At 65.6% G+C, this 21,831-nt stretch carries 21 protein-coding genes; 4 read left to right on the top strand and 17 right to left on the bottom strand.

Going from position 1 to position 21,831, the window contains the following annotated elements:
• Window positions 1-21 precede the first annotated feature (21 nt).
• From AB3X96_RS08365 to gltS, 6 genes are all read right to left on the bottom strand, one after another.
• The gene (locus AB3X96_RS08365; RefSeq protein WP_176120758.1) at window positions 22-771 is read right to left on the bottom strand and encodes an electron transfer flavoprotein subunit beta/FixA family protein; all 750 of its coding nucleotides are present in this window, start codon (window positions 769-771) and stop codon (window positions 22-24) included.
• Between the two features lie 69 nt (window positions 772-840).
• Window positions 841-2,643 (bottom strand): acyl-CoA dehydrogenase, encoded by a 1,803-nt coding sequence (locus AB3X96_RS08360; RefSeq protein WP_368589327.1) that lies wholly within the window; start codon window positions 2,641-2,643, stop codon window positions 841-843.
• A gap of 212 nt (window positions 2,644-2,855) precedes the next feature.
• The gene (locus AB3X96_RS08355) at window positions 2,856-3,860 is read right to left on the bottom strand and encodes an AraC family transcriptional regulator (protein WP_368589326.1); all 1,005 of its coding nucleotides are present in this window, start codon (window positions 3,858-3,860) and stop codon (window positions 2,856-2,858) included.
• 123 nt (window positions 3,861-3,983) lie between these two features.
• Window positions 3,984-4,448 (bottom strand): hypothetical protein, encoded by a 465-nt coding sequence (locus AB3X96_RS08350; protein WP_176107707.1) that lies wholly within the window; start codon window positions 4,446-4,448, stop codon window positions 3,984-3,986.
• A gap of 83 nt (window positions 4,449-4,531) precedes the next feature.
• The gene (locus tag AB3X96_RS08345) at window positions 4,532-5,392 is read right to left on the bottom strand and encodes a class I SAM-dependent methyltransferase (RefSeq protein ID WP_368589325.1); all 861 of its coding nucleotides are present in this window, start codon (window positions 5,390-5,392) and stop codon (window positions 4,532-4,534) included.
• Window positions 5,393-5,407: 15 nt separating this feature from the next.
• Complete coding sequence (gene gltS / locus AB3X96_RS08340; RefSeq protein ID WP_368589324.1) at window positions 5,408-6,610, bottom strand: sodium/glutamate symporter; 1,203 nt, start codon at window positions 6,608-6,610, stop codon at window positions 5,408-5,410.
• A gap of 155 nt (window positions 6,611-6,765) precedes the next feature.
• Between gltS and AB3X96_RS08335 the strand changes: the two genes are divergently transcribed.
• Window positions 6,766-7,155: a DUF6232 family protein gene (locus AB3X96_RS08335; protein WP_368589323.1), complete on the top strand. Its 390-nt coding sequence runs from the start codon at window positions 6,766-6,768 to the stop codon at window positions 7,153-7,155.
• A gap of 72 nt (window positions 7,156-7,227) precedes the next feature.
• Here the strand turns inward: AB3X96_RS08335 and AB3X96_RS08330 are convergent, their stop codons facing one another.
• On the bottom strand, window positions 7,228-9,681 hold the full coding sequence (locus AB3X96_RS08330) for a glycogen/starch/alpha-glucan phosphorylase (RefSeq protein WP_176107703.1): 2,454 nt from the start codon (window positions 9,679-9,681) through the stop codon (window positions 7,228-7,230).
• Window positions 9,682-10,353: 672 nt separating this feature from the next.
• Between AB3X96_RS08330 and AB3X96_RS08325 the strand changes: the two genes are divergently transcribed.
• Window positions 10,354-11,724, top strand: coding sequence for an MFS transporter (locus AB3X96_RS08325; protein ID WP_368589487.1), 1,371 nt, complete (start codon window positions 10,354-10,356; stop codon window positions 11,722-11,724).
• A gap of 142 nt (window positions 11,725-11,866) precedes the next feature.
• On the opposite strand, the gene ltaE is transcribed toward AB3X96_RS08325, so the two are convergent.
• From ltaE to AB3X96_RS08310, 3 genes are all read right to left on the bottom strand, one after another.
• Window positions 11,867-12,874, bottom strand: coding sequence for a low-specificity L-threonine aldolase (ltaE, locus tag AB3X96_RS08320; protein ID WP_368589322.1), 1,008 nt, complete (start codon window positions 12,872-12,874; stop codon window positions 11,867-11,869).
• Window positions 12,875-13,075: 201 nt separating this feature from the next.
• On the bottom strand, window positions 13,076-13,879 hold the full coding sequence (locus AB3X96_RS08315; RefSeq protein WP_368589321.1) for a peptidoglycan DD-metalloendopeptidase family protein: 804 nt from the start codon (window positions 13,877-13,879) through the stop codon (window positions 13,076-13,078).
• A gap of 164 nt (window positions 13,880-14,043) precedes the next feature.
• Window positions 14,044-14,355 carry a cupin domain-containing protein gene (locus AB3X96_RS08310; RefSeq protein ID WP_368589320.1) on the bottom strand — a complete coding sequence of 104 codons (312 nt, stop codon included), beginning with the start codon at window positions 14,353-14,355 and terminating at the stop codon, window positions 14,044-14,046.
• 230 nt (window positions 14,356-14,585) lie between these two features.
• Between AB3X96_RS08310 and AB3X96_RS08305 the strand changes: the two genes are divergently transcribed.
• Complete coding sequence (locus AB3X96_RS08305; protein WP_013091261.1) at window positions 14,586-14,906, top strand: hypothetical protein; 321 nt, start codon at window positions 14,586-14,588, stop codon at window positions 14,904-14,906.
• Window positions 14,907-15,060: 154 nt separating this feature from the next.
• On the opposite strand, the gene AB3X96_RS08300 is transcribed toward AB3X96_RS08305, so the two are convergent.
• From AB3X96_RS08300 to AB3X96_RS08270, 7 genes are all read right to left on the bottom strand, one after another.
• Complete coding sequence (locus AB3X96_RS08300) at window positions 15,061-15,396, bottom strand: DUF4148 domain-containing protein (RefSeq protein ID WP_368589319.1); 336 nt, start codon at window positions 15,394-15,396, stop codon at window positions 15,061-15,063.
• 272 nt (window positions 15,397-15,668) lie between these two features.
• Complete coding sequence (gene gndA, locus AB3X96_RS08295; RefSeq protein WP_368589318.1) at window positions 15,669-17,078, bottom strand: NADP-dependent phosphogluconate dehydrogenase; 1,410 nt, start codon at window positions 17,076-17,078, stop codon at window positions 15,669-15,671.
• Between the two features lie 285 nt (window positions 17,079-17,363).
• Window positions 17,364-17,972, bottom strand: coding sequence for a DUF938 domain-containing protein (locus AB3X96_RS08290; protein ID WP_368589317.1), 609 nt, complete (start codon window positions 17,970-17,972; stop codon window positions 17,364-17,366).
• A 33-nt stretch (window positions 17,973-18,005) separates the two neighbouring features.
• Window positions 18,006-18,623, bottom strand: coding sequence for a pyridoxamine 5'-phosphate oxidase family protein (locus tag AB3X96_RS08285; protein WP_368589316.1), 618 nt, complete (start codon window positions 18,621-18,623; stop codon window positions 18,006-18,008).
• A gap of 46 nt (window positions 18,624-18,669) precedes the next feature.
• Window positions 18,670-19,539 (bottom strand): NAD-dependent protein deacetylase, encoded by an 870-nt coding sequence (locus tag AB3X96_RS08280; RefSeq protein WP_368589315.1) that lies wholly within the window; start codon window positions 19,537-19,539, stop codon window positions 18,670-18,672.
• 28 nt (window positions 19,540-19,567) lie between these two features.
• Window positions 19,568-19,843 (bottom strand): oxidoreductase-like domain-containing protein, encoded by a 276-nt coding sequence (locus tag AB3X96_RS08275; protein ID WP_368589314.1) that lies wholly within the window; start codon window positions 19,841-19,843, stop codon window positions 19,568-19,570.
• Window positions 19,844-19,936: 93 nt separating this feature from the next.
• Window positions 19,937-20,701, bottom strand: coding sequence for an SDR family oxidoreductase (locus AB3X96_RS08270; protein WP_176107693.1), 765 nt, complete (start codon window positions 20,699-20,701; stop codon window positions 19,937-19,939).
• Window positions 20,702-20,976: 275 nt separating this feature from the next.
• Between AB3X96_RS08270 and AB3X96_RS08265 the strand changes: the two genes are divergently transcribed.
• Window positions 20,977-21,810 (top strand): polysaccharide deacetylase family protein, encoded by an 834-nt coding sequence (locus AB3X96_RS08265; protein ID WP_368589313.1) that lies wholly within the window; start codon window positions 20,977-20,979, stop codon window positions 21,808-21,810.
• Window positions 21,811-21,831 lie beyond the last annotated feature (21 nt).

Genomic DNA, 21,831 nt, shown 5'->3' with positions numbered 1-21,831 from the left:
TTCGTCATTTCTTGCGTCTCCTCACAGCACCTTGGCTTCGGTCTTCAGCTTCTCGACCAGCGTCTTCACGTCCGGCACCTTCACACCGGCGGAGCGCTTCGGAGGCTCGGCGACTTTCAGCGTCTTCAGACGCGGCGTGACATCGACGCCGAGGTCTTCGGGCTTCACCGTTTCCAGTGGCTTTTTCTTGGCCTTCATGATGTTCGGCAGCGTCACGTAGCGCGGCTCGTTCAGGCGCAGATCGGTCGTGACCACGGCCGGCAGCGTCAGCGACAGCGTTTCCGCGCCGCCATCCACTTCACGCGATACCGTCGCCTTGCCATCCGCCACGACCACCTTCGACGCGAACGTCGCCTGCGGCAGGTTCGCCAGCGCGGCGAGCATCTGGCCGGTCTGGTTGGAGTCGTCGTCGATGGCCTGCTTGCCCAGAATGACGAGCGAAGGCTGCTCCTTGTCGACCAGTGCCTTCAGCAGCTTTGCAACGGCCAGCGGCTGCAGGTCTTCGTTCGATTCGATCAGGATCGCGCGATCCGCGCCGATCGCGAGCGCGGTGCGCAGCGTTTCCTGCGACTGCGTCACACCGGCCGACACGGCGATCACTTCGGTCGCGACGCCCGCTTCCTTCAGACGCACGGCTTCTTCAACCGCGATTTCGTCGAACGGGTTCATCGACATTTTCACGTTCGCAATATCGACGCCCGTGCCGTCCGACTTCGCGCGGACCTTCACGTTGTAGTCGACCACTCGTTTGACTGCTACAAGAACTCTCACAACTCTCTCCTTCCCACACCGATAGGGCCGGGCCCTATCGTTTTGAATGACATTACGTCCTTTGATCGATCAGAACTGGTCTTCGCGCAGCGCCAGCGCGCCTTCGCCATCGCGAGCGCCGCGGATCGTCGCTTCGAGCGCGATTGCACGGGGCAATATCTGCGTCGCGTAGGTGTGCGCGGTCGCGATCTTGGCGTCGTAGAAGCCCGGGTCTTCCTCGCGCTTGTCGGCAGCGAGCACCAGCGAGCGGGCGACTTGCCAACCCGCGAGCACGATGCCAGCGAGCATCAGATAAGAGACACTGCCCGCGAACACCGCATTCGGATCGCTCTTGACGTTCTCGACCACGTAACGCACCGCGCTGTGCAACGCGTCGCGGCCGGCGGACAGATGACGGTGCATCGCCTGGAAAGCCGCGTTCGAACCATACGAGGGGTGCTCTTGCACCGCGTCCAGCGTCGCGTCGATCTGCGCGAGCAGCATCCCGGCCACCTCGCCGTTGTCGCGCATGGTCTTGCGGCCGACGAGGTCGTTCGCCTGAATCGCCGTCGTGCCTTCGTAGATCGGCAGAATGCGCGCGTCGCGGTAGTACTGCGCGGCGCCGGTTTCCTCGATGAAGCCCATGCCGCCGTGCACCTGCACGCCGAGACTCGTCACCTCCAGCGACATCTCCGTGCTCCAGCCCTTTACGATCGGCACCAGGTATTCATAGATCGCCTGATGATTCGCACGCGTCGCGCCGTCCGGATGACGATGCGCGAGATCGCAGTGCGACGCCGACACATAGGCCAGCGCGCGCGCGCCTTCGGTCAGTGCGCGCATCGTCGACAGCATGCGGCGCACGTCCGGGTGCTGGATGATCGCGACCGACTGCTTCGCGGAGCCATCCACCGGACGGCTCTGCACGCGCTCCTTCGCATACGCGACGGCCTGCTGGTACGCGCGATCCGAGATCGCCACGCCCTGCACGCCCACCGCGAAGCGCGCGGCATTCATCATGATGAACATGTACTCCAGACCGCGGTTCTCCTCGCCGACAAGCTGCCCGATCGCGCCGCCGTGATCGCCAAACTGCAGCACTGCCGTCGGGCTCGCCTTGATGCCGAGCTTGTGTTCGATCGACACGCAATGCACGTCGTTGCGCTCGCCGAGCGAGCCGTCTTCGTTGACGAGAAACTTCGGCACGAGGAACAGCGAAATGCCTTTCACACCTTCCGGTGCGTTCGGCGTACGTGCGAGCACCAGATGCACGATGTTTTCCGTCATATCGTGCTCGCCCCATGTGATGAAAATCTTCGTGCCGAAGATCCGGTACGAGCCGTCGCCCTGCGGCTCGGCGCGGGTGCGCACCAGCGACAGGTCGGAGCCCGCCTGCGGCTCGGTCAGGTTCATGGTGCCGGTCCACTCGCCGGAAATCATCTTCGGCACGTAGCGCTGCTTCAGTTCTTCGCTACCCGCCGTCAGCAGCGCTTCGATGGCGCCGTCGGTCAAGAGCGGGCACAGCCCCAGCGACAGGTTGGCGGCGTTGAGCATTTCGATGCAGGGCGTCGACAGCAGCTTGGGCAAGTCCTGACCGCCGTATTCAGACGGATGTTGCAAACCCTGCCAGCCGCCTTCGGTGAATTGACGAAACGCGCCCTTGAAACCGGCCGTGGCGCTCACCGCGCCGTCCTTCCACGTGCTCGGGTTGCGGTCGCCGTCCACGTTCAGCGGCGCGAGCACGCCTTCGTGCAGGCGCGCGGCCTCTTCGAGCACCGCGCGAGCGGTATCGGCACTCGCGTCCTCGCAGCCGGGCAAGCCCGCCAGTTGGTCGATTCCAGCCAGTTCCGTGATTGCAAACAGCATGTCTTTGAGAGGCGCGACGTAGCTCATTACCATTCTTCCGATCAGATAGTCCGTAGGGAAAGTCACCCGTTCGGCACCGATGCGGCCGGGGTAACGTATGGCTGAATCGTAGCGTCGGAGAGGCCCTGCCCGGTTGTCCAAACCGGACGATCTATTGACATCTCTGGCCACGTCGGAGGAAGTAAGCGCCCCGTGGGAACTGCGTCGGCAGGGGTTGCCGACGCTTTGATGTGACGAGATCAGCCACCCCGGCGATAGGCCGCCGGGGTGCTGCCGGTCCAGTGACGGAACGCCCTGTGGAATGCGGTGGGGTCGCCGAAGCCGACGTCGCCGGCGATGATGGCGATGGGCTCGTGCGTGCCGGTCAGGCGCTGGATCGCGATGTCGCGGCGCAGTTCGTCCTTGAGCACCTGGAACGCCGTGCCCTCGGCGGCAAGATGACGGCACAGCGTTCTGACCGAACAGTGCAGGCCTTCCGCCGCCTCTTCGATGGATGGGACGTCGGGCAGCCGGGACGCGAGATGTTCCCGCACGCGATGACTGAACAGCTGCTCGTTGAACGACACGAAGATCCAGTCTTCCGGCGCACGAGCGAGAAACCTGCGCAGGTTCGCCTTGCGCTGGCGCACGGGCAGGTCGAAATAGCTACTGCTGAACTGCATCGAGGTCTGATTGCAGTCGAACTTCGCCGGTCCGGGAAACAGATAGAGGTACTCGAGCGCGTGAGCAGGACGAGGAAAGGCGAACTGCACCTGGAGCAACGCAATGCGCTGACCGATCAGCCAGGACGCGATCCCATGCGCGAGCTTCAGCATCAGCTCCTGGCCCAGCATGCTCGGTTGCGCTCCCGTGCTTCCCGGATGCAAGGCCAGCGTCGCAACGAGGTCGCCGCGGCGCGACTCGAAACGGAAGTCGTCGAGCACCAGATGGAAGAACTGGCCGAACCGATGCATCGCGGTTTCGAGATTCGGCGCATCCAGCAGGCTCAGACACAGAAACTTGAGCGCGCCGCTGCGCAGCGGGCGCGAGAAAATGCCGGGCATCTCATCGTCGAGTTCGATCGCGAGCGAGCGGTAGAGCGTCGAGAACTGTTCCTCGGTGACGCGCGCGCCAGGCTGGTCCAGCAGCGCGCGCGGGATGTTCGCGCCGGACAGGTGCCGGTCGACGATATCCGGCTGCGTCCCGACGCTGCCGAGGAACCCATTGACGAGCGAGATCGGTACGGTGGCGCCAGTAGCTTGCATGACGGGGTTCCGCGAGGCGAAGACGCATCAGCATAGCGCCTCCCGCCGCATCGTGGCGAGGGTTCGGCGAATCGCTGCGCGAGTGCCGAGTTGGCCGCCCCGCACTTTCCGGTAGCGGCTCGCCTATTGCGCCGATGCGTGCGAGCGCAGATACGGCACGTAGCCGTTCTGAGTCTTCAGGATCTTCTCGGCGCACTCGTCATAGTCGTCGCCCTTCGCGCTATCGGGCCCATACATGCCGCGGCACTGCGCAAACAGCGACAACGTCGCGCCGCCCGTGCTCTTGTTCGCGCGGGTCGCTGAAAAAGCGGCCTTGCCCGAATCGTCGGGCACGTCGGTATCGATCGCGACCGCGTCCGCGCGGATCACGTGCGTGTCGGAATGCTGCTCGATATAGCGTTTCGTCGCCGCCCACGCGGCATCGCAATTCGCCGGCGTGCAGTCGATCACCGCGTCGCGTTGCGCGGCGCGGAGGTTCGGCTCGCTGTGAAGGATTTCCTGCTGGGCGCGCTGCGCCTGCTTTTCCGGAGACGACGAGCAGGCGGCGAGTGCGCATGCGACGAGTGCGAAGGCTGCGATCTTTTTCATGAGTAGACTTCGAAGGCCATGTTCGAGCGCGATTATAGCCGCGTGAGGAACGCGATCGCGCATTCAACCCACCGCAACGGCCGCTAAGTATTCGCCACCAGCAGTTCCTCGGCATTGGCCGGCGGACGCAGTCCATCCGTGCGAGCCGCGAAGTAGCGCTGCGTCAGATCGGCCGCGGACACATGCCGCGCGTCGTCAAAGCCCGCTCCACGCGCCATGGCGATCATCTGCTGCGGCATGAAGAAGCTGATGAACGGTGTACCGCTCGCACGCGCGCCCTTCTCCGCCATTTCGAGTCCGGGGCGCACGTCCGGGTCCGCCATCTCCAGCGGCAACAGGAACGTCATCGCGAACGTCGAGCCGCGCGCGAGCCCGGCCACTTCGCGCAGCGTCGCCGCATTCGCCTCTGTGGTCAGATACATGCTGACGCCGGTCGACACGACGACGGCCGGCCTGCTTTCGTCGAAGCCTTCGGCGACGAGACGCTGCCGCCAGCTATCGCCCGCTTCGAAGTCGACCGGCACGAAACGCAGCCAGTCCGGCAGGCCGTAACCCAATTCGCTGAGCCGCTCACGCTTCCACGTTTGCGGTCCCGGCGGATCGACCTCGAAGACGGTGAGCCGCGACGCGATGTCGGGCCGGCGTTGCGCGAAGCTGTCGAGACCGGCCCCCAGGATCACGTATTGATCCACACCGCGGCCGGCCTGCTCGACGACCAGATCCTCGATAAAGCGTGCGCGCGCGACGATCGACGCACGAAACGGCCGCGTGAACCGCGGGTCCATGTCGCCGCGGCTGCGCCAATCCTCGGCGGGAGCCAGCAATTGCAAGCCGACTTCGTCTTCGAGCACGTGCGGCGGCGCGTCGGCCTGCACGTGCAGCGCACGCCATAGCGCGACGCGCGCGGCGGTGCTGTCGGGTGCGATGTGTGGTTGGTTGCTCATGGTATTCGCCTGGGCTCAGTGGAAAAACGGCAACGTGAGAAACAGTTTGATCACGATCGCGTTGACGATGTCCATGAAAAACGCGCCCGTCATCGGCACGATCAGGAACGCGATATGGGAATGGCCGAAGCGGTTCGTGATCGCCTGCATGTTCGCGATCGCGGTCGGCGTCGCGCCAAGTCCGAGCCCGCATTGCGCCGCGCACAACACGACCGCGTCGTAGTTGCGGCCCATCGCGGGAAACGTGATGAAGATCGCATAGAGCGCCATCAGCAGCGTCTGCGCCGCGAGGATCGAGATGATCGGTAACGCGAGCGCGGCAAGCTCCCATAGGTCGAGGCGCATCAGCGCCATTGCGAGAAAGAGCGCGAGCGCGACGTTGCCGACCAGCGCGACCGCGTGCTGGTCGATCCGCACACGCATGAGCGCGAGCACGTTGTTCAGGATCACGCCGATGAACAGCGTGCAGACGAACGTCGGCAATTCGAACACGGTGTCTGCGATCCAGTCGGCAAACACTTCGCCGCCCGCGAGGCAGATCGAGATCAGCGCGAGCGTCGTGATGATCGCGGCGGGCGTGGTGGCCTGCTCCGCCTTCGGTTCTTCGAAGACCAGCGTTTCGTCCGCTAGCTGCTGGACGCGCAGCAATTCGTCGGCGCTGATCCGCCGCATCAGCAGACGCGCGACCGGACCGCCGAGCACGCCGCCCATCACGAGGCCAAAGGTCGCACAGCCGATCGCGATTTCGGTCGCCGACTCCAGCCCGTGACGTTCGGTGAAGACCTGGCTCCACGCGGCGCCGGTGCCGTGCCCGCCCGACATCGTGACGGAGCCGCCGAGAATGCCGAGCAGCGGATCGACGCCGAGCGCGAACGCGAGCAGGATGCCGATCACGTTCTGCAGGATCAGCAGCCCGCTGACCAGCGCGAGAAAGCGGATCAACACCGGCCCGCCCGTCTTCAGATTCGACAGATGCGCATTCAGGCCGATCGTCGAGAAGAACGCGAGCATCAGCGGCGCCTGCAGCGTCGAATCGAACCTGACCTGCACGTGGATGGTGACGCGTGTGATCAGCACGCAGATCGCGACGATGAGCCCGCCTGCCACCGGCGCGGGAATCGAATAGGTTCGGAGCACGCCGATCCATTGCACGAGCTTTTCGCCGAGCAGCAGCACGAGAGACGTCGCGACCAGCGTGGCATATACGCCGACAGTCATGAATGGCCTCCGAGCGCGAACCTGCGACATCTTAGCCAATCCGTCCAGGCTAAGTATGATTTTCCTTGACGCAATGCAATCGGCCCATGACGTCGCGCCACTGCCCGCGACGAAGTCTGCTACGCTGCGCGCTTCACCACCCTTGCATTGAATCGATGGAAATCCCATTCAACGATCGCGGCGTGTCGGTCACGCGCAACGCCCTCTCGGCCGCGGGTCAGGTCTTCCCGCTGCGCGATATCGTCGACGTGCGGGTCGTGACCGTGCAGAAGAACAAGGTCGTGCCGCTCGTGATCTCGGCGGCGGGGCTGATCGGCGCGATCGTCGGCGGTGTGCTGCATTCGGCTTCGGGACTCGTGTCCGGGGCGATGCTGGTCGTGGTCGGCTGGCTGACCTGGGCGAGTCAGGACGTCACGCATCGGTTGATGGTCAAGACGGCCGACGGTGAGCGCGAGGCGCTGATGAGCACGGATCGCGAGTTCGTCGAACGCGTCGGCGAGGCCGTGCATTGGGCGAAGGCCGCGGCCGCCGCGCCGAAGACATGACGCGGCGCGTCGATCGAACATGAAAGAGCCGTGCGCGACTGATCGACGCCAGCCCCGCACGGCTTCTCCGGCTCAGTCCAGGCTGAGCGGATTCACGCGCCAGATATTGCGCGCATACTCGCCTATCGTGCGATCCGACGAGAACAGCCCCATCCCCGCGACGTTCTCGATCGCGCTTTCGGCCCACGCGTGCTTGTTGACGAAACGCGCATCCACTGCGTTCTGCGCCTTCGCGAACGCATCGAAATCGGCGAGCACCATATAGTGATCGCCCCAATCGACCAGCGTGTGAAAGATATCGGAGAAGCGCAGCGGATCGTCCGGCGAGAAGAAGCCCGTGCGAATCTGATCGAGCGCGGTGCGTAATGCTTCGTTTTCCTCGTAAATCCGCCGCGGCCTGTAGCCGCTTGCGCGCAGATCGTCCACCTCGTCGGCGCTGTGGCCGAAGATGAAGATGTTCTCGCGCCCCACCGCGTCGCAGATTTCGATGTTCGCGCCGTCCATCGTGCCGATCGTCAATGCGCCATTGAGCGCGAGCTTCATGTTGCCGGTGCCCGACGCCTCGGTGCCGGCCATCGAAATCTGCTCCGACAGATCGGCCGCCGGAATGATCAGCTCGGCCACGCTCACGCCGTAGTTCGGCACGAACACGACCTTCAGCCTGTTGCCGATCAGCGGATCGTGATTGACCTTCTCGCTGACGTCGCCGATCAGCTTGATGATCGTCTTGGCCATCCGGTACGCGGACGCGGCCTTGCCCGCGAACAGCACGACGCGCGGCACCCAGTCGCGCTCCGGATTCGCGCGAATCTCGTTGTAGCGCACGATCACATGCAGCACGTTGAGCAACTGGCGCTTGTATTCGTGAATGCGCTTGACCTGCAGATCGAACAGCGCGTTCGGATCGAAGTGCAGCTTGGTGTGCTGCGCGAGCCGGTGCACGAGCCGCAGCTTGGCCTGTCGTTTGGCCTCACGGAACGCGTCGACGAACTCGTCGTCCTTGCGCAGATTGCGCAGCTGCTCGAGCTCGAACAGATTGCTGCGCCAATGCGTACCGATGCGCGCATCGATCAGCGACGACAGCGACGGACTCGCCTGCGCGAGCCAGCGGCGCGGCGTGATTCCGTTGGTCACGTTGGTGAATCGGTCGGGATAGAGGCGCGCGAAGTCGGAGAAGATGTCGCGCGTCATCAGCTGCGAATGCAGCTTCGACACGCCGTTGACCTTGTGGCTCGCGACGATCGCCAGATACGCCATGCGCACGCGCCGCTGCCCGTATTCGTCGACGAGCGAAATGCGGCGGATCATATCGACGTCGTGACCCGACTGTTCGCTGACATGCTTCAGAAACTGCGCATTGATTTCGAAGATGATCTCGAGATGGCGCGGCAGCAGGCGCGACAGCATTTCGACATCCCATGTTTCGAGCGCCTCGGGCATCAGCGTGTGATTCGTGTACGAGAAGATCTGCGTCACGTGTTTCCACGCCTTGTCCCACGGCAGGTTATGCACGTCGACGAGCAGGCGCATCAGCTCGGGAATCGCGAGCACCGGGTGCGTGTCGTTCAGATGCACCGCGACCTTCTCCGAGAAGCGTCCGAACGTGCTGTGCGTGCGCTGATAGCGGCGGATCAGATCCTGCATCGTCGCCGATACGAAGAAGTACTCCTGGCGCAGCCGCAACTCGCGGCCGGCCGGCGTCGAGTCGTCCGGATAGAGCAGCCGCGACACGTTCTCCGACATGTTCTTGGTGTCGACCGCGTTGCGGTAGTCGCCGCGATTGAATGCGCCGAGGTCGAGCTCCTCGGTCGCGCGCGCGGACCACAGGCGCAGCGTGTTGGTCGCGTCGGTCGCGTAGCCGGGGATCACGGTGTCGTACGCGGTCGCGTTCACGTGCTCGGTGTCGATCCATTCGGTCTTCTCGCCGCGCTGCACGGTACGGCCGCCGAAGTGCACCATGTACTTGATTTCGGGCCGCGGAAATTCCCACGGGTTACCGGCGCGCAGCCAGTAGTCGGGCGCCTCGACCTGCTCGCCGTTGACGATTTCCTGACGGAACATGCCGTACTGGTAACGGATGCCGTAGCCGAAGCCCGGAATGCCGAGCGTCGCCATCGAGTCGAGAAAGCACGCGGCGAGCCGGCCGAGGCCGCCGTTGCCGAGCGCGGCGTCGGGTTCGATATCGATCAGCGCGTCCATGTCGACGCCGAGGCTCGCGAGCGCCTCCTTCATCTGATCGTGAATGCCGAGCGCGAGCAGCGCGTTGGTAAAGGTCCTGCCGATCAGAAACTCCATCGACAGGTAGTAGACCCGCTTCACGTCCTGCTCGTATTGCAGGCGCGTGGTCTTCATCCAGCGCGCGACGAGCCGGTCGCGCACGGCCAGCGCGGCCGCATGCAGCCAATCGTGCGGGTGAGCGGTGATGGCGTCCTTGCCGACGCCGTACATCATGCGATTCGAAATTGAGCGCCGTAGCGCGTCGACGGTACTGTGGAGCTGGTCGAATTCCAGATCGACGGTCGTCATCGAAGCCTCCGGGAAGTTCGACATGGCAGACGCGAACCGCACGGAAGACGGACGGGAGGCGCGTGCCTGTCGGAACGGTTAAAAAAACAGAGTAGGACATTTTGGGGATCTCGCACATCGCTGCGCGAGCGGACGATGACGCATATGCCGTGCCCGGTGAAACCGCCAGTTGCAGCGCAATGGCGCGCGGCCGATGCACGGATGCAGTGCAAAACCGCACATCGATTATTTTTTCGATGCATGACGGGCGAATGAAACCGCGAATTGCCTAATTGTGTAATCGCATCGGGCCGCCTGTTCTGCCGGACGGTTCGAGCGTACGCGTGTGGGATTCGATGTGGGGCCTTGGCCCGCTTTGGAGATGTCGGGCGGGGTTGACGGTTAGTTGCGTTACAGTCAGATCTCAGCGCCTCTTCTTCGCCCGCCTGCCCGCCTCCCTGCACGATCGTGCCGTCTCTGCAACAATCGCGACGTTGCGCCGCACGAGCCGCCACGCTCCTCCGCCGTGGTCCGGCGCGCGCGCCACCTCGCCCACAACAAAACCGCCGTGCGCGCGTCGCCTCTCCGGAAGCGGCCGACAGCGGCATGCCCAACCCGACGAGCCACGCCTTGTCCGATAAGCTCAGCCCTACCGTCGGCGTCTCCACGCCGGCTCTCCCTGCCGACGGCCCGATGTCGGCCGCCAATCGCCGCGCGATGGCCGCGATCATGCTCGCCGTCGCGCTCGCCACGCTCGATACCGCGATCGCCAACACCGCGCTGCCCGCGATCGCCGGCGACCTGCACGCGGCGCCGGCCGCGTCGGTCTGGATCATCAACGCGTATCAGCTCGCGATGGTCGCGACGCTGCTGCCGCTCGCCGCGCTCGGCGATATCGTTGGGCATCGGCGTATCTATATCGGCGGCATCGCGCTGTTCACGCTGAGTTCGCTCGGCTGCGCTCTGGCGCCGACGCTGCCGCTGCTCGCCGCCGCGCGCATCGTGCAGGGCCTGGGCGCCAGCGCGATCATGAGCGTCAACACCGCGCTGATCCGCTATCTGTACCCGCCGCATCGGCTCGGTCGCGGGCTCGGCACCAATGCGCTGATCGTCGGCGTGTCGTTCGCGGTCGGGCCGACGGTGGCGTCGCTGATTCTGTCGGTCGCAACGTGGCCGTGGCTGTTCGCGGTCAATGTGCCGCTCGGCGTCCTCGCGCTGAGCTTTGCGATGCCGGCGCTGCCGCATACCGCGCAGGGCCGGCATCAGTTCGATCCGCTGGCGGCGCTGCTCAACGTGGTCACGTTCGCCGCGCTGATCTTCGCGCTCGGCGAGGCGGCGCAACGCGCGTCGATGCAGATCGTGCTCAGCGCCGCGGCGGTCGCCGTCGTGTTCGGGCTGCTGCTGATTCGCCGCGAGGCGGGTCACTCCGCGCCGATGCTGCCCGTCGATCTGTTCAAGCGGCCGGTGTTCGCGCTGTCGGCGGTGACGGCCGTCTGCTCGTTCGCCGCGCAGAGCCTCGCATTCGTGTCGCTGCCGTTCTATTTCGAGGACGTGCTGCTGCGCAGCCAGGTCGAAACCGGCTTCCTGATGACGCCGTGGCCCGTCGTGGTCGCGCTTGCCGCGCCGCTCGCGGGCGGCCTGTCGGACCGCTATCCGCCGGGGCTGCTCGGCGCGGTCGGGCTCGCGGTGCTGTCGGCGGGGATGGCCTCGCTGGCGATGCTGCCCGCCCATCCGCACGTGCTCGACATCGGCATCCGCATGGCGATCTGCGGCGCGGGCTTCGGCTTTTTCCAGTCGCCGAACCTGAAGGCGCTGATGGCGAGCGCGCCGCCGGAGCGCAGCGGCGGCGCCAGCGGCATCGTCGCGACCGCGCGGCTAATCGGCCAGGCGACCGGTGCCGCGCTGGTCGCGCTGTGCTTCGGCATCGCCGGACGCCAGCATGGGCCGACGCTCGCGCTCGGCCTCGGCGCATTCTTTGCCGGCGCGGCGAGCCTCGCGAGCGGCTTGCGGCTCTTCGCGCCATCGCATCGCGCGGGCGTGCAGGCGAAGGCGGCGGTCAAGTGAGATGTGCGCCGGACGGCGCATGAGACGAGGATAAAGCTTGCAGGAAGCGCGGCTCGAACGAACCGCGCATGAGTTGAAGCCGGTGCGGGAAGACGAGGCGGCAACTACGCAAGCCGCCTCGCTTCCGACCCATGCAGCGCGATCAACGTGCCGCGAAATACCCCTTCACCGCGTCAATGAACCTGTCGATATCGTCGCGCGACACATCCATGTGCGTGACGAAGCGCGATGCATACAGCATCTGCGTGAGGATGCCGCGCTCCTTTAGCCATGCCTCGAGCGGCGCGCAATGCTGCTGCGGAAACTGCGCGAACACCATGTTCGTTGCGACCGACTGCACCTTCACCTGCTCGATGGTCTCCAGCCCCGCCGCCAGATGGGTGGCGTTCGCGTGATCGTCGGCAAGACGCTCGACGTTGTGATCGAGCGCATACAGGCAGGCGGCCGCGAGCACCCCAGCCTGGCGCATGCCGCCGCCGAGCACCTTGCGCCAGCGATGCGCGACGTCGATCAGCGCGCGGCTGCCGACCAGCACCGAGCCGACCGGCGCGCCCAGTCCCTTCGAAAAGCAGATCGACACCGAATCGAACGGCTCGGCGAGCGCCGCGACCGGCTTGCCCGACGCGACCGCCGCGTTGAACACGCGGGCGCCGTCGAGGTGGGTCGCGAGGCCGCGCTCGCGCGCGAGCTGCGTCGCGTCGGCGACGTACTGAGCCGGCAGCACCTTGCCGCCGATCGTGTTTTCCAGCGCGACGAGCCGCGTGCGCGCGAAGTGATCGTCGATCGGCTTGATCGCGGCGGCGATCTTGTCGAGCGGGATCGAGCCGTCGGCGGCGTTTTCGAGCGGCTGCGGCTGGATGCTGCCGAGCACGGCCGCGCCACCGCCCTCGTATTTGTAGGTGTGCGCAAGCTGGCCGACGATGTATTCGTCACCGCGCGCGCAGTGCGCCATCAACGCGGCGAGGTTGCTTTGCGTGCCGCTCGGGAAGAACAGCCCCGCTTCCTTGCCGGTGCGCTCGGCCAGCGTGGCCTGCAGACGCAGTACGGTGGGGTCGTCGCCCCAGACGTCGTCGCCGACTTCGGCCGCCGACATCGCCGCGAGCATCGGCGGAGTCGGGCGGGTAACGGTATCGCTGCGCAAATCGATCATTGTGTGTCCCTGTGCGTCCATGGATGACAACCTACGGCAGCCGGCCGCGCGTGCACTCCGGGAGGAACGCGTACGCGCCGGCAAACGAGCCATACAGTGTATTCAATTCAGGCGACGCTGAAAATCGGCGCGTCCCCGCAAGGCGCCGATCCGACTGCGAGGAGTCGATAGACACTGGATCAATAGACGCGACGGGGACGCTCAGCCGCCCGGCTTGGGCAGCCACTGCAGCGGATCGACCGGCTGGCCGTTCTGGCGCACTTCGAACTGGATCGACGCGGCACCGCGGCTATCGACCCCGACCTCGCCGATCGTCTGCCCTTGCGCGACCGCGTCGCCTTCCTTGACGAGCAATTGGCTGTTCTGGCCGTACGCGGTGATCAGCGAGTCGTTGTGCTTGATGATGATGAGCGGGCCGTAGGCTTCGATGCCGGTGCCCGCATAGACCACGCGGCCGGTCGCCGCGGCCTTGACCGGATCGCCGGGTTGCCCGCCGATCACGATGCCGTTGTATTTGCCCGGCGCGAACGCGCGCAGGATCGGCCCGCGCAACGGCCATTGCAGCACGCCCTGCTGGGGCCCGGCCGCGGGGGCCGCCGTACCGGGGACGGCGCCCGGCGGCACGTTCGCCGTCGCGCCCGGCGCAGCCGGCTCACTCGGCGTCACTGCAACGGGCGGCGTGACCACGCTGCCCGAGGCCATCGGCGGAGAAACGCGCAGCACCTGACCGGGCGCGACCGCCGCGTTAACCGGCAAGCCGTTCCAGGCCGCGATTTCCTGCGGCTTGCGTCCATATGCCGAGGCGATGCCGGCCAGCGTGTCGCCCGGATTGACGCGGTAGAAGCCGGCGGGCACCGGGACGGTCGCGAGACTGGTCGCGCTCGACGGCGCGTTGTTGTAGAACGGCGTGCTTTCCCACGGCATCGTCGTGCAGCCGGCGATCGCCACGCCGAGCGCCGCCGCGATCAGCAAGCGGATGGCCGTCGGTTGCCATTGTTGTGTCATCTGATTTTCCTCGACGTGTGTCTCGTTCCGATTCAATCGACGCCGCTGCAATTGCCGTGCCGCCACGCTTGCGTAAGGTCGCGGCTGTCTGTTGCCGCGTGGATATTATGCGCGAGCCCCACACGCGCGCCGCGCTGGCGCGCGCCGTCAAACTGCCGTGTTCTTCAGACGCTTGCCTGCGTTTCGACGACCAGCACCCGTGCCGCGCCGAGCGGATGCGCAACATGCTCGGTGCCGACCGTCGCGTGGAAAACGTCGCCGGTTTCGAGCACCGTCGAACGTTCGACGCCGTCTTCGCGATAGCGCATCTCGACGCGCCCGTCGAGCACGGCGAACACTTCCTCGCCGTCGTTCACGTGCCACTTGTACGGCTGGTCGGTCCAATGCAGACGCGTGGTGATGCCGTTCATGTTCGCGATGTCGAGCGCACCCCACGCACGCGGCGCGGTAAAGCTTTTGCTGCGGATGATCTTCATGGTCGATGAGCAATTGGCAAGCGCGCAAACCCCGCGGGCGGCGCCGTCCGCCCACGGCGACGGCGCTTGCGCGGCTGGCCCTATTATAGGTCGCATGGCCCGCGCGTCTCGGCGAGCAAGCCGCCACGTCCGATTCGTCCGATTGTTGCGGGCAATCGGTCATCGCCTATACTCAGTCAAGCCGCGCGGAGCAGTTCACGACAACCTTGGGATTCTGGGAGGAATCGAGGATGAACAAAGCCACCTTTCTGGCCGTGCAACTCAACGTCGACGATGTGGCGGCGTCTGCCGGCCTCGTCGAACTGCTGAACACCCACCTGATTTTCGCCGCCGACGTCGCCGAGGCCGCCGATGCGCTCGTGCAACTGGCGAGCGTCGCGAGACTGTCGAGCGGGGTCGAGGCGAGCGTCGAGCTGCCCGCGGTGGCGATCGAGCGTCTGCGCGAGGCGCTCGACAATCTGAGCGGCTACGACGAATCGTGGCTTCTCGCGCTGGAGCCGAGCCGCGCGCTGTTCGATGACATCGGCCGGCGGCAGCGAACCCTGCATTGACCGATCCCGCCGCAGCACGGCGCAGTAAACGACAAAACGCCATCCGATCGAACTGGATGGCGTTTTTTCTTGCCCGCCGCGCTCGCGCTATTCCACGAAGCGGCGTCTACAACGGACTACGACTACCCACTACACCTGCACACTTCTACTGCGATCAGCTGCCGAAGTACACCGAGTTACGGTTGGCCTTCGCCGGAACGACGGCGTGGCCTGCTTCCGACGTGCCGGCAGCCGGAGCGCCATAGCCGCTGGTGTCCGCGCGGTTGGCTGCGACGGCCGTGCCGCGCTGCGCATCGACGCGTGCTTGCGCTGCCTGGATGTCGGCCGGGTAGTTGACGTCGTTGGCGGACGGGTTGTAGCCGGCCTGTTCGAGTTGGATCAGTTGAGCGCGAACCTGAGCGCGCGTCACCGGCTGGCTGGCTTGAGCGAACGAAGCGACCGGAACAACGAGGGCGGCGGCGATTGCAACTGCGGAAATCAGGGTCTTCATGATTAACCTCCAAAGGACTTGTTGTGGTGCGCTTCGGGGTTTCTGCTTTTCCCTCAGCGATTGAAAACAAGTTTAGAGGCGTCACGATCTAGGGTAAACCCTTAAACCGGCGAAACTCTATTCCTACCAGCGCAATAATCATTTCGCATTTGCTAGGCTTACAGCTAACCCTCGGTATATTTGGCAATAATGCGGCGCCTGCTTGCGGATCCAAACGGAACAATGGCCCGGCGCGCTATCACTGTCGCGCGCCGGGCCGTTTTTTCAACCGCTTAGCTCCACTGTGCGTGGAAGCTGCCTGGCTTATCGATGCGTTCGAACGTATGCGCACCGAAGAAGTCGCGCTGCGCTTGCACGAGGTTCGCGGGCAGACGCTCCGAGCGGTAAGCGTCGAAATACGCGATCGCCGACGCGAACGCCGGTACCGGCACGCCCGCATTGACCGCGGCCACCACGACTTCGCGCAGCGCCGCCTGGTAGTTCTTCGCGATGTCGCGGAAGTACGGATCGAGCAGCAGGTTCGCGAGCGCCTTGTCCTTCGTGTAGGCGTCGGTGATTTTCTGCAGGAAGCGTGCGCGGATGATGCAGCCCGCGCGGAAGATCTTCGCGATCGTGCCGTAGTCGAGATCCCACTTGTACTCTTCCGACGCTGCGCGCAACTGCGCGAAGCCCTGCGCGTACGAGATCACCTTGCTGAAGTACAGCGCGCGGCGCACCGATTCGATGAACGCCTCTTTCGCGCCTTCGAGCGGCTTGCCCCGCGGCCCTTCGAGCACCTTGCTCGCGGCCACGCGCTGCGTCTTCAGCGACGACAGCACGCGCGCGAACACCGCCTCGGTGATCAGCGGCAGCGGCGCGCCGAGGTCGAGCGCGTTCTGGCTGGTCCACTTGCCAGTGCCCTTCTGCGCGGCACGGTCGAGGATCACGTCGACGAGGTCCTTGCCGGTTTCGTCGTCCTTCTTGCCGAAGATCTTCGAGGTGATTTCGATCAGATAGCTGTCGAGCTCGCCCTGGTTCCACTCGGTATAGACCTTGCCGAGTTCCTCGTTCGACAAGCCAACGACCTGCTTCAACACCGCATAACTCTCGGCGATCAGCTGCATATCGCCGTACTCGATGCCGTTGTGCACCATCTTCACGAAGTGGCCCGCGCCGTCCGGTCCCATGTACGCGACGCAGGGCTCGCCGTCCGGCGCCTTCGCGGCGATCTCGGTGAGGATCGGCGCGACGAGGTCGTACGCGTCGCGCTGGCCGCCCGGCATGATCGACGGGCCTTTCAGCGCGCCTTCCTCGCCGCCCGACACGCCGGTGCCGATGAAATGCAGACCGGCCTTCGCGAGTTCCTGGTTGCGGCGGATCGTGTCGGTGAAAGGCGTGTTGCCGCCATCGATCAGGATGTCGCCTTTTTCGAGCAGCGGCTTGAGCGACGCAATGGTTGCGTCGGTCGGCTCGCCGGCCTTGACCATCATCAGAATGCGGCGCGGCTTTTCGAGCGAGTCGACGAATTCTTCCAGCGTGAAAGCCGGCACCAGTTTGCGGTCCGGAAATTCGGCGATGAGTTCGTCGGTTTTCGCGCGGCTACGGTTGTAGACCGACACCGCGTGGCCGCGGCTCTCGATGTTGAGCGCCAGATTGCGGCCCATCACCGCCAGCCCCACCACGCCGATTGCCTGTTTGCTCATTTGAATTCTCCAGAGTCCAATAAATGTCGTGGCGCCGCGCTGCAAAAACACCGGCGCGGCGTCGAGGGTGAAAGGATAAAAGAAATGCGCGCCTGCCGCTTGATGGCGGGCAAGCACGCCGGTTGCTCGTGCTGCTGCGGTGCTCCTGCCGTGCTCCAACTTCCGCGTAACGCCGGGTAGACAGGTATTGTGCGCGCGTCGGCGCTTGCGCGGAGGGTTCGGCTTGGGATCGGACTGAGGTTTGGCGGACGACACGAACGAATGCACGACCCGTCGATCTTCCCGCTACCCTGCCCGCTTCTTGAACACCAGACTGAAGTTGTTCGCGGGCATCGCGACCACCCGTTCGCACGTGAGCCCCGCCGCGTCACCGAGCGCAACGACCGCTTCCATATCGCGCACGCCCCATTCGGGATTGCGACTCTTCAGCCACTGCTCGAACGCTTCGTTGCTCGGTGCCGTGTGCGCGCCGCCGCGCCGGTAAGGACCATATAGATAGAGCACGCCGCCGTCGACGAGCCGCCGCCCCGCGCCGTCGATGAGTGCCTGCGCCGCGCTCCACGGCGAGATGTGGATCATGTTGATGCAGACCACCGCGTCGAGCCCGTCGACGCCCCAGTCCGGCTGATGCACGTCGAGCGCGAGCGGCGCGCGCACGTTCGCGAGGCCCGCGTGCGCGGTCCACGCGGCAATCGACTCGCGTGCTTCTTCGTCTGCGTCGCTCGGCTGCCAGTCGAGACCGGGCAGCGCGCCGGCGAACCAGATCGCGTGCTCACCGGTGCCGCTCGCGATTTCGAGCACGCGGCCGCGCGCCGGCAGCGCATCGCGCAGCACGGCGAGGATCGGTTCGCGATTGCGTTCGGTGGATGGCGAATGTTGCCGGGCATCGGTCATGGTCGGCCTTGCGTTTCGGTTCTGCGATTTACGTTAGTACAGCGTGGCGCGCACGCGTTCGGGAAGCTCGCGATCGTAGGCGGCCGCGTCGAATTTTTCGCCATCGTTCGCGGCGAAGATGTGTTGCAGGATCTCGCCCGTGCTCGGCAGTTGCGAGCGCTCGATATGCCGCGCCGGGTCCCACAGCTGCGAGCGCACGATCGCCTTCGAGCAATGAAAGTACACAGCCTCGACGTCGATCAGCAGCACGGTGCGCGGCAGTTTACCGTCGACGGCGAAACTGTCCAGCAGCGCCGCGTCGTTCGAGATTCGGCCGCGGCCGTTCACGCGCAAGGTCTCGCCGACACCGGGGATCACGAACAGCAGCGCGAGGCGCGGATCGCCGATGACGTTGCGCAAGCTGTCGAGCCGGTTGTTGCCGGGGCGGTCCGGCAGCGCGAGCGTGCGTGCGTCGACGACCCGCACGAAGCCCGGCGCATCGCCGCGCGGCGAGCAGTCGAGACCGGCGGGGCCGCTCGTCGCGAGCACCGCGAACGGCGCGGCCGCGATGAACGCGCGGTAGTCGTCGTTGACATAGGGGATCTCTTTGCGCAGCGAGCGCTCGGCTGGCTGTGCGTAGAGGGCTTCGAGTTGTTCGATCGTCGTCAGCATGCAGTTTCCTCGGGTTTTTATTGTGATTCGCGCAACGTACTCGTTTTCAATCGCCCGCCAGCAACCCGGCGAGCGCGCTCAAGGTGTCGCCGCACGGCGCGGCCATCTTCAGAGACAACAGCGGATCGGCGCGGGTGCGGCCAAGATTGATCGCCGCGATCGGCTTGCCCTGGCGCTGCGCCCACACGCAGAAGCGGTAGCCGGAATACACCATCAGCGACGAGCCGGCCACCAGCACCGCGTCGGCCGCATCGAGCGCATGCGACGCCGCAACGACCCGCGCCTTCGGCACGTTCTCGCCGAAGAACACCACCGACGGCTTCAGCAGCCCGCCGCAGTTCGAGCATGCCGGCACGCGAAAACCGCCGAGATCGTGCCACTCCAGATGCGCGTCGCCATCGGCGGCGGCTTCGGCCGTGACGTCGAGCAGCGCGGGGTTATCGGCTTCGAGCGTCTGCTGGATCGCCGCGCGCGAATGCTGCATGCCGCAGTCGAGACAACTGACGCCGTCGATGCCGCCATGCAGCTCGATCACGTCGCGGCTGCCCGCGCGCTGATGCAAGCCGTCGACGTTCTGCGTGACCAGCGTCGGCACGTGACCGGCCGCTTCGAGCCGCGCGAGCGCGACATGCGCGGCATTCGGTTGCGCGCGCGCGACCAGCGGCCAGCCGACCATGCTGCGCGCCCAGTAGCGCTGACGCATCGCCAGCGTGCCGAGGAACTCCTGCAGCGTGATCGGCGGCGAGCGCTTCCATGCGCCGTTGTCGTCGCGATAGCCGGGGATGCCGGAGTCGGTGCTGATGCCCGCGCCGGTCAGCACGAACAGGCGCGGATGACGCTGCACGAAACGATGCAGATCGTCGAGCGTGTGCGGGTCGGCGAGGGATTCGGTCGGCGTGAGCTGAAGGTCGGTCATGACGGGGACGTGGAGTTGCTTACGCGCATCAGCGGTGTGGGTTCGGTTTGCCGCGCCGGGCTGTCGAGCGATGCGCGTCCGCTTGCGGCTTCGACTTCGCGCCTTGCGTGTCCGGTCGCCGCGCTGGCCGCGCTTTCTGCGCCTGGCGCTTCCGCCACGCAGCCAGCGCGATCTCGTAGCGCTCCAGTGCTTCGTCGTAGAGATCGAAGACGCACTGCGTGCAGCCGCTGTGACAGCAGTCGTCGAAATCGGGCCGCACGGGCGGCTGCGGCGGCGGGTCGTCGCTGGGTTTGGCGCGGGGCACGGCGCTTGGTTTGCCTGGAGAGACGGCGGAGCGCCCAGTATAAGTTGAACCCGCGCGCGCCGCTCCCGCTTGCGAGACGGTGCTGCGCGCCGCTCAGCCGCGCCCGACGAACGGCATCTTGCTCGCCATGATCGTCATGAACTGCACGTTCGCCGACAGCGGCAGGCTCGCCATATGCAGCACCGCGTCGGCGACATGCTGCACGTCCATCAGCGGCTCGACCGCGATCTCGCCGTTCGCTTGCGGCACGCCGCGCGCCATCCGCGCGGCCATCTCGGTTCCCGCGTTGCCGATGTCGATCTGCCCGCACACGATGTCGTATTTGCGGCCGTCGAGCGACACCGCTTTCGTGAGCCCGGTGATCGCGTGTTTGGTCGCCGTGTAGGCGGCGCTGTTCGGACGCGGCGCGTGCGCGGAAATCGAGCCGTTGTTGATAATGCGGCCACCGCGCGGGTTTTGCGTCTTCATCAGCCCGAACGCCGCGCGCGTGCACAGGAATACGCCGTTCAGGTTGGTGTCGACGATCGAGCGCCATTCGTCGATGCTCACTTCGTCGAGATCGACCGGCGAGCCGTTGCGTCCCGCGTTGTTGAACAGCACGTCGAGCCGGCCGAAGCGCGCGCGGATGGTGTCGAATAGCGCGGCGACGCTGTCGGCGTCGGTCACGTCGCACGACACCGCGAGCGCTTCGCCGTGCTGCGCTTGCGCTTCCTGCGCGACCGCATCGAGCGCGGCCTGGCGTCGTCCGGCAAGCACCACGCTATAGCCGTGCTTCGCAAGCGTGAGCGCGCACGCGCGGCCGATGCCGCTGCCCGCTCCTGTCACCAGCGCCACTTTGCCGTTTCCTGTTTGCCACATCGCGCATCTCCCGTTGTATTGGATCGCGACGCGCGCTTTTTCCGGCAATCGGTCCGATCGCCATCGACACGCGCGCCGCTTTTCGCTCCGCACCATACAACAGCGAATCGGCGATCGCAAACCGCGGGAGTCTTTCAGCGCGCTTTCGCCGGGTACGTGGCCGCCGAGCGCGGCACGTCGACGCGCGCAATAGTGGTATCGTTCGCGGTTGCGCATCGCGCGCAAGATTCACAGCCTTCCCTGGACGGACGAAGGCGTACTGGAAGCACGTTTCGATGAATGAATGCCCGAACCCGTCGCGCCGCTGGCCGCGTAGCCGCAACTCCGCACTGATGAACGGCACGATCGGCTGGCACGTGATCGTGCTGATCGGCGTGGCTGTTGCACCAGCCGCGTGGCCATGGTGGCTCGCCTCGATCATCGCGAATCACGCGCTGTTTACGATCACCGGACTGTTGCCGCGCACGACGCTGCTCGGACCGAACTGGACCCGACTGCCCGCGAGCCCGCGCAACGCGGATGCGATCGCGCTGACCATCGACGACGGCCCCGATCCCGTCGTCACGCCGAAAGTGCTCGATCTGCTCGACGCGTTCGACGTGCGGGCGACGTTCTTCTGCATCGGCTCGAAGGTCGAGCGCTATCCGCAACTCGCGCGTGAGATCGTCGCGCGTGGACATGCGCTCGAAAATCATTCGCAGGTGCACGTGCATACGTTTTCGGTCACGTTTCCGCACGCGTTGACGCGCGAGATCGCCGCGGCGCAACGCACGCTCGAATCCGTCAGCGGCGCGCGGCCGATGTTCTTCCGCGCGCCCGCCGGACTGCGCAACCTCTTTCTGGAGCCGGTACTGCGCAAGCTCGATCTGCGTCTCGCCGCGTGGACACGGCGCGGCTACGATACGCGCGAGCGCAACCCGCACGTGGTCGCGCGGCGGCTGCTCGATGGCCTCGCCGCGCGCGACATCCTGTTGCTGCACGATGGCAACGCCGCGCTGACGATCGAAGGCCAGCCGCTGATTCTCGCGGTGCTGCCGAGCGTGATCGAAGCAGCCCGCGAGCGGCATCTGCGGTTCGTCACGCTGCGCGAAGCGCGCGTCGATGCGTGACGACGCGCGTGAGTGACACTC

This window comes from Paraburkholderia sp. BR13439, from assembly GCF_040948805.1.
Classification (GTDB): Bacteria; Pseudomonadota; Gammaproteobacteria; order Burkholderiales; family Burkholderiaceae; genus Paraburkholderia; species Paraburkholderia youngii.
The sequence above is the reverse complement of the archived record's forward strand: the minus strand, read 5'-3'. Positions and strand labels throughout refer to the sequence as shown.